Source organism: Georgenia sp. SUBG003, from assembly GCF_000715355.2.
Classification (GTDB): domain Bacteria; phylum Actinomycetota; class Actinomycetes; order Actinomycetales; family Actinomycetaceae; genus Georgenia.
The window spans coordinates 3,102,282-3,115,754 of record NZ_CP180204.1 but is presented as its reverse complement, the minus strand read 5'-3'; the positions used below and the strand labels follow the sequence as shown (position 1 = coordinate 3,115,754).

The 13,473-nt window shown below is 74.7% G+C and carries 11 protein-coding genes and 3 pseudogenes; 10 read left to right on the top strand and 4 right to left on the bottom strand.

Going from position 1 to position 13,473, the window contains the following annotated elements; all coding sequences use genetic code 11:
• The first annotated feature begins 15 nt into the window (after positions 1 to 15).
• The gene (locus tag DA06_RS16095) at positions 16 to 735 is read left to right on the top strand and encodes a transketolase C-terminal domain-containing protein (protein WP_418608052.1); all 720 of its coding nucleotides are present in this window, start codon (positions 16 to 18) and stop codon (positions 733 to 735) included.
• Positions 663 to 818: pseudogene (locus DA06_RS16090) on the top strand (alpha/beta hydrolase); the annotation flags it as partial. The gene DA06_RS16095 and the pseudogene DA06_RS16090, both read left to right, overlap by 73 nt.
• Before the next feature lie 175 nt (positions 819 to 993).
• Here the strand turns inward: DA06_RS16090 and DA06_RS16085 are convergent.
• Positions 994 to 1,839 (bottom strand): serine/threonine-protein kinase, encoded by an 846-nt coding sequence (locus DA06_RS16085; RefSeq protein ID WP_052436849.1) that lies wholly within the window; start codon positions 1,837 to 1,839, stop codon positions 994 to 996.
• The gene (locus tag DA06_RS16080; protein WP_052436848.1) at positions 1,836 to 2,570 is read right to left on the bottom strand and encodes an FHA domain-containing protein; all 735 of its coding nucleotides are present in this window, start codon (positions 2,568 to 2,570) and stop codon (positions 1,836 to 1,838) included. The genes DA06_RS16085 and DA06_RS16080 overlap by 4 nt, the downstream gene beginning before the upstream one ends.
• Before the next feature lie 23 nt (positions 2,571 to 2,593).
• Here DA06_RS16080 and DA06_RS16075 point away from each other — a divergent pair, with 23 nt between their 5' ends.
• The 5 genes and pseudogenes from DA06_RS16075 to DA06_RS16055 all read left to right on the top strand — a co-directional run bounded on the left by DA06_RS16075 (position 2,594) and on the right by DA06_RS16055 (position 7,612).
• On the top strand, positions 2,594 to 3,712 hold the full coding sequence (locus DA06_RS16075; RefSeq protein ID WP_418605460.1) for an acetyl-CoA C-acyltransferase: 1,119 nt from the start codon (positions 2,594 to 2,596) through the stop codon (positions 3,710 to 3,712).
• Positions 3,713 to 3,828: 116 nt separating this feature from the next.
• Entirely contained in the window at positions 3,829 to 4,899 is a 1,071-nt protein-coding gene (locus DA06_RS16070) for an alpha/beta fold hydrolase (protein WP_052436847.1), read from the top strand.
• Positions 4,900 to 4,972: 73 nt separating this feature from the next.
• Positions 4,973 to 5,995, top strand: a pseudogene (locus DA06_RS16065) (S9 family peptidase); the annotation flags it as partial.
• Positions 5,996 to 6,065: 70 nt separating this feature from the next.
• The gene (locus DA06_RS16060) at positions 6,066 to 7,112 is read left to right on the top strand and encodes a prolyl oligopeptidase family serine peptidase (protein ID WP_418608051.1); all 1,047 of its coding nucleotides are present in this window, start codon (positions 6,066 to 6,068) and stop codon (positions 7,110 to 7,112) included.
• Positions 7,113 to 7,117: 5 nt separating this feature from the next.
• A complete protein-coding gene (locus DA06_RS16055; RefSeq protein ID WP_418608049.1) occupies positions 7,118 to 7,612 on the top strand; it encodes an HIT family protein in 495 nt (164 codons plus the stop codon).
• 400 nt (positions 7,613 to 8,012) lie between these two features.
• Here DA06_RS16055 and DA06_RS16050 read toward each other — a convergent pair whose 3' ends face one another.
• The gene (locus DA06_RS16050; protein ID WP_418605459.1) at positions 8,013 to 8,462 is read right to left on the bottom strand and encodes a DUF5997 family protein; all 450 of its coding nucleotides are present in this window, start codon (positions 8,460 to 8,462) and stop codon (positions 8,013 to 8,015) included.
• Between the two features lie 104 nt (positions 8,463 to 8,566).
• Between DA06_RS16050 and DA06_RS16045 the strand changes: the two genes are divergently transcribed.
• Positions 8,567 to 9,334, top strand: a complete 768-nt coding sequence (locus DA06_RS16045; protein ID WP_043501893.1) for a LysR substrate-binding domain-containing protein — start codon at positions 8,567 to 8,569, stop codon at positions 9,332 to 9,334.
• A 444-nt stretch (positions 9,335 to 9,778) separates the two neighbouring features.
• On the opposite strand, the pseudogene DA06_RS16040 reads toward DA06_RS16045, so the two are convergent.
• Positions 9,779 to 10,534: pseudogene (locus DA06_RS16040) on the bottom strand (DUF349 domain-containing protein); the annotation flags it as partial.
• 244 nt (positions 10,535 to 10,778) lie between these two features.
• On the opposite strand from DA06_RS16040, the gene DA06_RS16035 reads away from it, so the two are divergent.
• Positions 10,779 to 11,120 (top strand): hypothetical protein, encoded by a 342-nt coding sequence (locus tag DA06_RS16035; RefSeq protein ID WP_418605458.1) that lies wholly within the window; start codon positions 10,779 to 10,781, stop codon positions 11,118 to 11,120.
• Positions 11,117 to 13,405 carry an ATP-dependent DNA helicase RecG gene (locus DA06_RS16030; protein ID WP_418605457.1) on the top strand — a complete coding sequence of 763 codons (2,289 nt, stop codon included), beginning with the start codon at positions 11,117 to 11,119 and terminating at the stop codon, positions 13,403 to 13,405. Before DA06_RS16035 ends, DA06_RS16030 begins: the two co-directional genes overlap by 4 nt.
• The last annotated feature ends 68 nt before the right edge of the window (positions 13,406 to 13,473 follow it).

Here is a 13,473-nt window from a genome sequence, read left to right as displayed (position 1 = left end):
GACGAGCCGGTGACCATGGGCGCGATGGTGGGGCCGGAGACGTTCACCGAGGTGCGCTATCTCGCCCACCAGGTCCAGCTCGACGCCGTCGACGTCATCGCGCGCGTCGGCCACGAGTTCGCCGCGGCGTTCGGCCGCGAGTCCGGCGGTCTCGTGCGCCCCTACCGCACCGCCGGGGCGGAGACCGTGGTGGTGGCGCTGGGCTCCGTGCTCGGCACCCTCAAGGACGCGGTCGACGACGCCCGCGCCGCCGGGGAGCGCGTCGGCGTCCTCGGCGTCACCTCCTTCCGTCCCTTCCCGTACGACGCCGTGCGGGAGGCCCTCGCCGGCGCCCGCCGCGTCGTGGTGATCGACCGGGCGCTCGCACCGGGCGTGGGCGGCGTCGTCGCCCAGGACGTGACGCGGACGTGCTCGGGGCCGGGTTCCAGGCCAGGACGCTGCCGCTGCACGACGACGACGAGGGCGAGGTGGCCCGCGACCCTGGTTCCGCCACGTCCCCGGGCCGCGACCCGGGACGGCGCTGCCCGGCACGCCGCGTCGCCCGCGTTCGCCGTGCTGTACCTGCACGGCTGGAACGACTACTTCTACCAGCGCGAGCGCCCGCCGCTGGTCGGCCGACGGGCGCCTTCTACGCACTGGACCTGCGCAAGTACGGCCGGTCTCTGCGGGCGCACCAGACGCGTGGCTTCATGGAGTCGCTCACGGTCTACGACGAGGACATCCACGCCGCCCTGAAGGTGGTCCGGGCGGAGCTCGGCGTGGGCACCGACCTGGTGCTCATGGGCCACTCCACCGGTGGGCTCACCGCCGCCCTGTGGGCCCACCGCCACCCGGGTGCCCTGCGGGCGCTGGTGCTCAACTCCCACGCCGTCCAGCCGGTGCGGGTCGATCTCCACCACCTGGCGCACGACGGTCCGGTTGTCCCCGCCCGCGGGCGCGGCGCGGCCCCCGGGCCGCCCCCGAGCCACGAGGTGTCCGGCACCTCGATGTCCGTCATCGGCAGGCGCAGCTCCTGCTCCACCACCTGCAGGGCGCGGCCGAGGTCCAGCGCGGACGGGTACCGGTGTGCCGGGAGCTTGGCCATGCCCCGGGCGAGGACCTTCTCCAGCGACGCCGGCACGTCCCCGCGCCGATGGGCGGCACGGGGTCGCGGCGGATGCGCATGGTGTAGTCGAGCCTGGTGTTCGGGCCGCCGGGCCGGGTGAACGGCGACCGCCCGGCGAGCAGCGTGTAGATGGTGGCGGCGAGCGAGTACACGTCCCCGGTGACACCGACGGCCGCGTGGCCCTCGACGGACTCCGGCGGGGCCCACGGCACTGACACGCCGGCCGTCTCGTCCGCGTTCGCCGTCGTCATCCCGGCGATGCCGAAGTCGGTCAGCGCCGGGCGGCCGTACTCGGTGGTCAGGACGTTGGCGGGCTTGATGTCGCGGTGGACGATTCCGGCGCGGTGCGCCGTCTCGACCGCGCCCGCCAGGCGCACGCCGATGCCGACCGCCTCGGCCACGCCCAGCGGCCGCACCCTGAGCCGTTCGGCGAGGTTGGGCAGGGGGCAGTACTGCATCACCAGGTACGGCCGGCCGTCGGCGGCCTCGCCGGCGTGGTAGATCGCCACGATCGAGGAGTGCCCGGACAGCCGTGCCATGAGGTTGGCCTCGGCGATGAACTGCTCGCGGGGCTGGCCCTCGGTGGCCTCGCGGGTGAGGACCTTGACCGCCACCTTCCGGTGCGGCATGTGCTGGGTGTAGAGGTAGACGTCCGCGAAGCCGCCGGAGCCGAGCAGCTTCTCGAACGTGTACCCGGGCAGCTCCGGGTGCCGGGCGGGCGCGCGGCGGCTCACTCGTCGGCCTCCTCGCCGGCCCTGACGACGGCGATGCTCACGCCCGTCCCGAGCTCGACCACGCCGCCGGCGGGCACGGGCACCCCGGTGCCCGGGTGGAGACGGAAGGCCGGCTGCCCGGGCAGGACGAGCACCGTGCCGTTCGTGGAGTTCATGTCCGTGACGACGACGTGGTCGCCGGCGGGCCGGATCTCCACGTGCGTGCCCGAGACGTCGCGCTGCGGGTTGGAGACGGTGACCAGCCGCGGCACCTCGCCGCCCCGGAAGCGGGACGACTCCGGCGCGCGGCCCAGCAGCACGGGGCGGGTGACCTCGATGCGCGGGCCGGTCGAGAGCACGAGCTCGAGGATGGGCTGCTCGGCCCAGGGCTCGCCGTCGTGACCCCCGTCGTCGGCCGGCCGTTCCTCGGCCGGGAGCGGGGGCAGCTGCGACGGCAGCACCGTGTGGCCGTCGTGGTCGCCGTCGTCGGCGGGACGCGCCCAGGGCACCTCCGAGATGAGCCCCGGGCCCGCGGAGGGGGCGGGCGGCTCCGGCCGCACCGGGTGCACCGGGACGCCCGGGGACTGCGGTGCGGTGGGCGGCGCGAAGGACGAGCTCACGTCCTCGGCGGCGTGCCCGGCTGCGCCGTCGGCGACGTCGTCAGCCGTGCGGTCGGGCTGGTCGTCCTCGTTCTCCGGGATCTGCGTGGCCTCCAGCCCGAGGGTCGCGAGGCCGGCTCCTGCTTCGCCCACGGGTCCGCGGGACGGCGGGGCCGGTGCCGCCTCGGCGGGCGCTGCTCCGCGGGGCCGGCCGGCGATCAGGCGCCCTGGATCAGGGCGGGGTGCCCGCGGAGGCGGTCGAGGCCGTCTACATGGGGCAGGTCCTCCAGGCCGGCGCCGGGCAGGCGCCCGCCCGGCAGGCCGCCGTCGGCGCCGGGATCCCCTGGTCCGCGCACGCCACCACCGTCAACAAGGTGTGCCTGTCCGGGCTGTCGGCCGTCATCGACGCTGCCCGGCTCATCCGCTCCGGCGAGGCCGACGTCGTCGTGGCGGGCGGCATGGAGTCGATGACGAACGCCCCGCACCTCCTCATGGGCACCCGCGCCGGGTGGTCCTACGGCAACGTCGAGGCGGTGGACCACATGGCCTTCGACGGGCTGACCGACGCCTACGACCGCGAGGCGATGGGCCTGGCCACGGACAGGAGGACCGCGTCGACCTACCCGCTCACCCGCGAGCAGCAGGACGAGGTCGCCGCCCGCTCCCACCAGCGCGCTGCCAAGGCCTGGGCGGACGGCGTCTTCGCGGGCGAGGTCGTCCCGGTCACCGTGAGGACCCGCAAGGGCGGGGTCGAGGTCACGACCGACGAGGGGATCCGCCCCGACACCACCGTGGAGTCCCTCTCCGCGCTGCGCCCGGCGTTCACCCCCGAGGGCTCCATCACCGCCGGGAACGCCTCCCAGATCTCCGACGGCGCAGCCGCGGTGGTCCTGACCACCCGCGCCCACGCGGAGGAGCAGGGCTGGACGGTGCTCGCCGCCCTGCGCGCCCCCGGCCAGGTGGCGGGACCGGACGCCTCGCTGCACGCGCAGCCCGCCCGCGCCATCGAGAAGGCGCTGGCCCGGCAGGGGTGGGACGTGGCCGACCTCGACCTCGTCGAGATCAACGAGGCCTTCGGCGCCGTCGTCGTGCACTCGGCGGCGGAGCTCGGTGCCGATCCCGAGAAGGTCAACCCGCACGGCGGCGGCATCGCGCTGGGCCACCCGATCGGTGCCTCCGGCGCCCGGCTCGTGGTCCACGCCGCCCACCAGCTCGCCAGGAACGGCGGTGGCAGGGCCGCCGTCGGCCTCTGCGGCGGCGGCGGGCAGGGCGAGGCCCTCCTGCTGGAGGGGTGAGCAGTCCGGCGGCGGCAAGATACCGCCGCCGGTTCCACGGACGACGGCGGACGCGGCCGCCGTCGGGAGGAAAGGGCACGGCGGGTCACCGCCGTCGGGAGACGAAGGAGTTTTCCATGGGTGAGGTCATCGAGCACGACGTCCAGACGTCGCGGATCCGCGTGCACGTGCGGGACACGGACCCGGGCGGGGCGACGTCGCCGTCGGGCACCGTGATCCTGGTGCACGGGAACTGCTCCTCCTCGGCGTTCTTCCACCGTCTGCTGACGGCGCTGCCGGAGGGGTGGCGGGGCATCGCTCCGGATCTGCGCGGGTACGGCGACACCGAGCCGCTGCCGATCGACGCGACCCGCGGCATGCGGGACTTCTCCGACGACCTTGCCACGTTGATGGACGCCCTCGGTGTGGGGCGGGCCGCGTTCGTCGCCCACTCGGCCGGCGCGGGCGCCGTCATGCAGCTCGCGATCGACCTCCCCGAACGGGTCGGTGCCGTCCTGCTGGAGGCTCCGGCGTCGCCCTTCGGCTTCGGCGGGACGGCGGACGCGGAGGGCACGCCGGTGTGGCCGGACCACGCGGGCTCGGGCGGCGGGACCGCGAACCCGGACTTCGCCGCGGCGATCGCGGCCGGGGACCGGTCGACCGACGCGCCACACTCCCCGCTCAACGTGTTCCGCTCGCTCTACGTCGTGCCCGGGACGCAGCTCGAGGACGAGGACCTGCTGCTCGACTCCGTGCTCTCCACAAGGATCGGCGACGAGCACTACCCGGGCGGGACGGAGCCCAGCGAGAACTGGCCCGGAGTGGGGCCCGGGACCACAGGGATCAACAACGCTCTCTCGCCGCGGCACTACGACATGAGCGGCTTCGCGGACGTGCCCGAGGTCGGCCCGGTGCTCTGGGTGCGCGGCGACGCCGACGCGATCGTCTCGGACACCTCGCTGCTCGACCTCGGACACCTCGGCTCGGTCGGGGCGATCCCGGGGTGGCCGGGAGCCGACGTCTACCCCGCGCAGCCGATGGTCCGCCAGATGCGCACGGTGCTCGACCGGTTCGCGGCCGCGGGCGGGCGCTACGAGGAGGTGGTCCTCGAGGGCGTCGGGCACAGCCCGCACCTGGAGGACCCCGACCGCTTCGCAGAGCTGCTCGCCGGGCTGCTCAGCCGCGAAGGGGTGCGGCCGGCGTCGTGAGGCCAAGAACTACGGACGGAACTCTTCCCGATCATGGCGGACGGACGTCACAGCCACGTGATGAGATAGGCCAATGACGAGGACGAGGACGACCGACGCGGCGACCGGTCGGGCGAGCACGGCCGGGACCGAGGACCGCTACGCCTGGCTGGAGGACGTCGAGGGCCGCGAGCAGCTGGCCTGGGTGCGCGAGCGCAACGCGCACGCGGAGTCCGTGCTGACGGGCGGGGAGCGCTTCGACGCCATGCGTCGCGGGATCCTCGAGGTCCTGGACTCCACCGAGAAGATCCCCGGTGTCGTCCAGCGCGGCGAGCATCTCTACAACTTCTGGACCGACGCGGAGCACGAGCGCGGACTGTGGCGCCGCACCACCTGGGACTCCTACAGGACCGCCGACCCGGAGTGGGAGGTGCTCATCGACGTCGACGCCCTCAACGAGGCCGAGGGCGCCAACTGGGTGTGGCACGGCGCCCGGGTCCTGCGCCCGTCGTACACGCGCGCGCTCGTCCAGCTCTCCCGCGGCGGGTCGGACGCCGACATCACCCGCGAGTTCGACCTGACCACGAGGACGTGGGTCGAGGACGGCTTCACCCGCGAGGAGTCGAAGGGCGGCATCGGCTGGGCGGACGCGTCGGGCGACTCGGTGTTCGTCTACTCCGACTTCGGCGAGGGGTCGATGACCACCTCCGGCTACCCGCGCACGGTGCGCCGGTGGCACCGTGGCACCCCGCTGTCCGAGGCCAAGGAGATCTACGCCGGAAAGCCCACCGACATGCTCATCGGCGCCGGGCACGACTCCACGCCCGGCTATGAGCGCGACGTCGTGTTCCGGCACCTCGCCTTCTACGACTCCGAGCTCTACCTGCTCGGACCCGACGACGAGCTGACGCTGGTCGAGGTGCCACGCTCCGCCGAGCCGGACCTCTACCGCGACTGGCTCACCGTGGAGCTGCGCGAGGACTGGACCGTCGACGGCCGCACCTACTCCGGCGGTGCGTTGCTCGGCATCCCGCTCGAGCACTTCCTCGCGGGCGACCGCCGGTTCGAGGTGCTCTACGCGCCGACGCCGACGACGTCGCTCGCCGGCGCGACGTGGACGCGGCACCACCTGGTGCTCAACGTCCTCGACGACGTCTCCAACCGTCTCGAGGTCCTCACTCCCCCCGGTGACCGGGTCGGGTCAGGCGTGGCGCCGTCGGCCGCTCGACCTGACCGCGGGGGGCACCGCGGCCGGCGAGGTGCCGGAGCTGGCGACGATCGCCGTCGGCGCCGTGGACCCGGACGAGGAGGACGCGCTGTGGCTGACGACCACCGGCTTCCTCACCCCGACCACGCTGTCGCGGCTCGACCTCGACGAGGACGGGGCGACGACGTCGATCGAGCGGCTGAAGTCTCTGCCGGCGTACTTCGACACCACCGGGCTGCACGTCGAGCAGCACTTCGTCGCCTCCGCGGACGGCACCCGGGTGCCGTACTTCCAGGTCTCGCGAGAGCCGGTCGCGCACGACGGCGAGGTCGAGCCCGCGCCGACGCTGCTCTACGGCTACGGGGGCTTCGAGATCTCGCGCGTCCCGGCGTACTCGGGCGGCATCGGCCGGGCGTGGCTCGAGCGCGGCGGGGTGTACGTCGTCGCCAACATCCGCGGCGGCGGGGAGTACGGGCCGCGCTGGCACCAGGCCGCGCTCAAGCAGAACCGGCACAAGGCGTACGAGGACTTCGCCGCCGTCGCACGCGACCTCGTGGCTCGCGGCGTGACGGACCGGGCCCACCTCGGCGCGCAGGGCGGATCGAACGGCGGCCTGCTGATGGGCAACATGCTCACGCAGTACCCGGAGCTGTTCGGCGCCATCGTGTGCCAGGTCCCGCTGCTCGACATGAAGCGTTACTCCCACCTGCTCGCCGGGGCGTCGTGGATGGCGGAGTACGGCGACCCGGACGACCCCGAGCAGTGGGAGTTCATCAAGGAGTTCTCCGCATACCACCTGTTCGAGCCGGACCGCGACTACCCGCCGGTGCTGTTCACGACGTCCACGCGCGACGACCGGGTGCACCCCGGGCACGCCCGGAAGATGGCGGCGCAGATGATCGACGCCGGCAAGGACGTCAGCTACTACGAGAACATCGAGGGCGGCCACGGCGGGGCGGCGACCAACGCCCAGGCGGCGTTGATGCAGGCCCTCGCGTTCGAGTTCCTGTGGCAGCGGATCGGCTGACGACGGTGAACGGGGGCGCGTCGCCCGAGGGCGGGTCGGCGCCCGAGAGCGGGTCGGCGCCCGAGAGCGACCACTGCCTGTTCTGCGCGATCGTCGTCGGCGGCGCACCGGCCAGCGTCGTCCTCGCCGACGACGACGCCGTCGCCTTCCTCGACACCGTGCCTGTGAACACGGGGCACGTGCTCGTGGTGCCGCGACGGCACGCGGCCGGGCTGGTCGACCTGCCCGTGCCCGTCGGTGAGGCAGTGTGGCGCACGGCTCACCGGATCGCAGCCGCACTCCGTGCCGACGCCGAGTGGTCCGAGGGCGTGAACCTGCACCTGTCGGACGGGGAGGCCGCCGGGCAGAGCGTCGGCCACGTGCACCTGCACGTCATCCCCCGCTGGACCGACGACGGCCTGCGGATCGTGAAGGACAACGGGGCCGCACGGCCCTCCCGCGACGAGCTCGACGCCGTGGCGGCGCAGCTGAAGCGTGCGCTCGTGCACGGCGCGAGCTGAGACGGAGCACCGGCCCGGCCCTCGGACTCCGCTCGTCCACAGTTCCGGGCCGGCCCTCGGAGTCCGCTCCGTCCACAGTTCCGGGCCGGTCCGGTGCCGATGTCGGTGGGTCGGCCTAGTGTTGTACTCATGTTCGAGAGCGGGGGGCGGGCCGGGGTCGCCGGCGGTGGTGCGGGCGTGTCGGTGCTCGAGCGCCGGTTCTCGGATTCCCTCACGGCTTGCGGCGCGGCTCCGGTGCCGCGGGTGGACCTCTCCGGCCGGGGGCCCGTCGTCGTGGTCGATCCGGCGCTGCCGACGTCGTGGCGTCGCCGCCGGCCGTCGACGGCGGCCCCCGCCCGTGAGGAGGCCGGCTCGACCGCCGGCCGTGCGCCGAGGTGTCGCCCCGCTCATCACGTCTCCCTCACGGTCGAAGGATGCCCGCCGGGGGACGGGGGCCGGGGCGGACGCGCGTCCACCGGTGAGGCGCCCGCGCGCAGGGGCGGCGCGACCTCAGGGGCGCGGACCGCCCTCGGCCCCGCTCACGCAGCCGGGCCTCCTCGGCACGGACCTGCTCGTGGGTCGCGCGCTCGGCCTCCAGCCACGTCGGCATCTCGTCCAGCAGCGCCTTGATCTGCTCGGTGGTCAGCGGCTCCGTGACGCCCCCGCGGGCCAGGCCGGAGGTGGAGACGCGGAGCCTGCGCGCCACCTCCTGCCGGGGGTGCGGGCCGGAGCGCCGCAGCTCCGACAGCCACGCCGGCGGGTTCGCCTGAAGCTCGTTGAGCTCCTCGCGGCTGATGTCCCGGCCGCGGAACTCCTCCGGGGTGGCGGCCAGGAGCACACCGAGCTTGCGTGCAGCGGTCTGGGGCTTCATGGTCTGCTGCTTGGGTGCGCTCACCCGACCCAGCGTAGGCGGTCCACGTCCGTCCGGCCGACGCGCACTAGCCTGGGGCCATCCGTGACGCGAGAGGAGGCGGCATGACGGAGCCTTTCCGTCTCCGGTTCGCCGCCGGGGTCACACCGGACAAGTGGCTGCGCACGTGGGCCGCGCGCATGCCCGGCACGCCGGTGGACGCCGCCGTCCTCGACGAGGGCGACGATCCCTCGGCCCTCCTGCGCGCGGGGACGTGCTCGATCGCGTTCGTCCGCCTGCCGGTCGACCGCACGGGCCTGCACGTCATCCCGCTGTACGAGGAGGTGCCGGTGGTCGTCGCGGCCCGGGAGCACCCGGTGGCCGCGTTCGACGAGCTCGACGTCGCCGACCTCGCCGACGAGAACCTCCTCCAGAGCCCGGGGGAGGTGCCGGAGTGGGCAGCGGTCGCCACCGACCGTCCGCGCCCGGCGCTGGGCCCGATGACCGTCCAGCAGGCCGTCGCGGTGGCCGCCTCGGGGGCGGGCGTCCTGATCGTCCCCCTCTCCGTCGCACGGCTCCACCACCGCAAGGACGTGGTCCACCGCCCGGTCACCGGCGTCACCGGTTCCCGCGTGGGGCTCGCCTGGCGGGCCGACGACGAGGACCCGAGGATCGAGACCTTCATCGGCATCGTGCGGGGCCGGACCGAGCGGAGCAGCCGCGGAGGCACGGGCGAGGCCGGCACGGGCGCGAACGGACAGGGCCGGACCGGGACGGAGCCGAAGGACGGGAAGGCGGGAAAGCAGGCCGGCCGAGCGGGCCCACGCGCCAGGCCCGGCCGGTCGGCCCGGCGGAGGCCGCGGGGCCCCGGCCGGCCGGGTGGTCGACGCTGACGGAGGTGGGACGCCGGTCCCGGCACGGGCCGGCTCGGTCCTAGCCTCCCCGGGAGGGCGCACGCCCCGACCGGACGAGAGGAAGCAAGGGCATGGGGGAGCAGAACGGTGCGCACCGTACGGGTGAAGGACGTCACGATCGGCGCCGGCGTCCCGGCCGTCGTCGTCCCGGTCCTGGGCCGGACGACGGCGGAGCTGCGCGCCGAGGTGGTCGGGCTCGCCGGGCGCGGGCGGGAGCTGCTCGATGGCCGAGTGCAGCTGCGCGGCCGCGCCCTCCGCGCGGGCCCGGGTCTCCGGGTTCGACCGCTCCCACTCCGCCTGCTCGGCGTCGCGAACGGCCTGCTCGACGGCGCGCATGCGGCCCTCGACCCGCTGGACCTCCGCGCGCGGGACCTTGCCGGCCTCGTCCCACTGGTCCTGGATCGGGCGGAGCGCGGCCCGGGCCGCGCGCGCGTCCGTCACCGGCAGCAGGGCCTCCGCCTGCTCGAGGAGCACGAGCTTCACCTTGAGGTTCTCGCCGTACTCGGCGTCGATCTCGGCGTTCTGCGCGCTGCGGGCGTCGAAGAAGCTCTGCTGCGCCGCCCGGAACCGGGCCCACAGCGCGTCGTCGTCCTTGCGGGAGGCCCGGCCGGACGCCTTCCACTCGTCCATGAGCTGCCGGTACGCGGCGGCGGTGCGGCCCCAGTCGGTCGAGGTGGACAGCTCCTCGGCGCGCGCGATGAGCTTCTCCTTGGCCTCCTTGACGGTGTTCTGGGCGGCGTCGAGATCGGAGAAGTACTGGCGGCGGTGACGGTCGAACGCCGTGCGGGCGTGCGAGAACCGCTTCCACAGCTTGTCCTCGGTTGCACGGTCGAGGCGCGGACCGTTGCGCTGGGCATTCTTCCACTCGTCGAGCAGGTCACGCAGTCGCTGCCCCGACTGCTTCCACTGCGTGCGCGCCGGGTCCTGCTCCGCGATCTGCTCGGCCTTCTCCACGATCGCCGTGCGCTCCGCGACGGCCTGCGCCTTGGCCGCCTCGCGCTCCGCGGCAGCCTGCTTGCGTCGCTCGCCCGCGACCTCGCGGAGCCGCTCGAGACGCTGGCGCAGGCCGTCGATGTCGCCGACTGCGGCCGGCGCGTCGAGGGACTCGGTGAGGGTGGCGAGGGTCTGGTCGATCTCCTTGGCCGGGAGCTGCGGAAGCCGTGCCTCGAACAGCGCCACCTGCGCCTGGAGGTCGAGGAAGCGGCGGACGTAGAAGCCGAGCGCCTCCTCGGTGTCGGCCCCCGTGTACTGCCCCACAGACCGCTCGCCGGCGGCCTCGCGGACCCAGACCGTCCCGTCGTCGTCGACCCGTCCCCAGGCGGCCGCCTCGGCCGCGTCGTGGGGGTCGACCGGGGGCACGACCGCCGGCTGCGACACCACGGGCGCGACGACGGCGGGAGAGACCGAGGCGGCGGCCGCCCCGGTGCGCGCAGCCGACACCGAGCCGGTCGCAGCGGAAGACGCGGCGGACGCCGTCCTCGTCGGCCTCGACGGCCTCGACGGGGCGCGCCGGCGTACGGACCGTGCCGTCGCCCGGATGCGTTCCCGGGCCCTGGCCCGAACCGGTGACAGGGCCGTCCGCGACGCCCTGGCGTCCCTGGTGCGGCCCGGCGACGAGCTGCTGACCGCCCTGGTGGGGGCGGAGGCCGGGCAGGACGCCGCGGCAGAGGTGCGTGCGGCGGCTGCCGCGCTCGACCCGGCGCTCGAGGTCGTCGTCGTCGACGGGGGGCAGCCGTCCCCCGCACTGCTCCTGGGGGTCGAGTGAGCCAGCCGATCGCGCGCAAGAGTCACGACCCCGCCTTCCTCGGCGAGGCGGGCGGCCGTCTGGGGCGCTCCCTGGAGAAGGAGCTCGGCACCAGGACGGGCAGGGCGCTGGGCAAGCTCGGGCTGCGGACGGTCGGCGACCTGCTGCGGCACTACCCCCGCCGCTACGGCGACCGGGGCAAGCTCACGCCCCTGCGCCAGCTGCGCGTGGGGGACCACGTCACGGTCATCGCCGCGGTCGCCACGTCCGACCTGCGTCCGATGCGCGGCAAGCAGGGTGCCATCCTCAACGTCCGGATCACCGACGGCACCGACGAGCTGGTGCTCACCTTCTTCGGCCGGCACTCCCGCACGCTGGAGCACCACCAGCGGCGGCTCCACCGCGGAGCGACCGGCATGTTCAGCGGAACCGTCGGCGCCTACCGCGGCGACCGCCAGCTCACCCATCCCGACTACGAGACCTTCACCGACCTCGACGACGAGTTCGCGGCCGTGCAGAAGGTGGACTGGCCGATCCCGATCTACCCGGCCGGCGCGAGCATCGCCAGCTGGCAGATCGAGAAGGCGGTCGGGACGGTCCTGCGCACACTCACCTCCGACGACGTGCCGGAGGCCCTCCCCGAGGCATACCGCCGTGAGCACGGGCTGCCTGACGTCATGGCAGCCCTCCGTGGCCTCCACGCGCCGCACACGCCGGAGGAGTGGCAGCGCGCCCGGCGTCGCTTCCGCCACGAGGAGGCGTTCGTCCTCCAGACGGCGCTCGCCCGGCGCCGTGCCGCGACCCTGTCCGACGCCGCCACGGCGTTCGCGCCGCGCGAGGGCGGCATCCGCGACGCGTTCGACGCCCGCCTGCCCTTCGACCTCACCGCGGGGCAGCAGGAGGTCGCCGCCGTGCTCGAGGCCGAGATCGCCGCCCCCGTCCCCATGATGAGGCTGCTCCAGGGCGAGGTCGGCTCCGGCAAGACCGTCGTCGCGCTGCGGGCGATGCTCCAGGTGGTCGACGGCGGAGGGCAGGCCGCGCTGCTGGCACCCACGGAGGTGCTCGCGCAGCAGCACCACCGTTCGATCACCGGCATGCTCGGCCCGCTCGCCGAGGCGGGGATGCTCGGCGGCGCCGACGAGGGCACCCGCGTGGTCCTCCTGACGGGCTCCATGGGCGCGGCGGCCCGCCGCAGGGCGCTCGCCGCCGCGGCGTCGGGGGAGGCGGGGATCGTCATCGGCACTCACGCCCTCCTCAGCGAGGTCGTGCAGATCCCCGCCCTCGGGCTCGTCGTGGTCGACGAGCAGCACCGCTTCGGCGTCGAGCAGCGCGACGCCCTTCGCGCCAAGGGCCGCACCACACCGCACCTGCTCGTCATGACGGCGACGCCGATCCCGCGGACCGTCGCCATGACGAGCTTCGGGGATCTCGAGACCTCGACCCTGCGCGAGCTGCCGGCGGGGCGCGCCGGGGTGGGGACCACCCTCGTCCCCGCAGACAGGCCCCGCTGGGTCGAGCGCACGTGGGAACGGGTCCGCGAGGAGGTGGACGCCGGCGGCCGCGCCTACGTCGTGTGCCCCCGGATCACCGCCGGGGAGAACGGCGCGGGCGCCGGCGCCACGGAGGACGGCTTCGCCGACGACGTCTCCGCCGAGCTCTTCGCGCTCGACGAGGCGGGGGAGGCGCGCGCGCCGCTCGCCTCCGTCGAGGAGGTCGCCGCCCTGCTGCGCCAGATGCCGGCGCTGGTCGGCGTCGCGGTCGGCGAGATGCACGGCCAGCTGCCGGCGGAGGCCAAGGACGCCGCCATGGCCGACTTCGCCGCCGGCCGGACCCCGGTTCTCGTCTCCACGACCGTCATCGAGGTGGGCGTCGACGTCCCGGACGCCACGATCATGGTCATCCTCGACGCCGACCGGTTCGGCCTGTCCCAGCTCCACCAGCTGCGCGGGCGGGTGGGGCGCGGCACGAAGCCGGGCGTGTGCCTCGCCGTGACGGGCGCGCACCCGGAGTCCGCCACCTTCGAACGGCTCACCGCGTTCGCAGCCACCACCGACGGGTTCGAGCTCGCGGAGACCGACCTGAGGCTCCGGCGGGAGGGAGACGTGCTCGGTGCCTCCCAGTCCGGCCGGTCCAGCTCCCTGCAGCTGCTGCGCGTGCTGCAGGACGCCGACGTGATCGACGCCGCGCGTGCGGCCGCGCGGGAGCTCGTCGCGCGCGACCCGGAGCTGGCTTCCGAACCGGGGCTCGCGCAGCTGGTCGCCGAGTCGGTCGACGAGGACGCCGCCGCCTACCTGGAGCGAACGTGAGACAGGGGCACGGCAGGATCGCCACGGCGCCGGCGGTCGACGTTCCACCTCTCGCGAGCTCGGCGGAA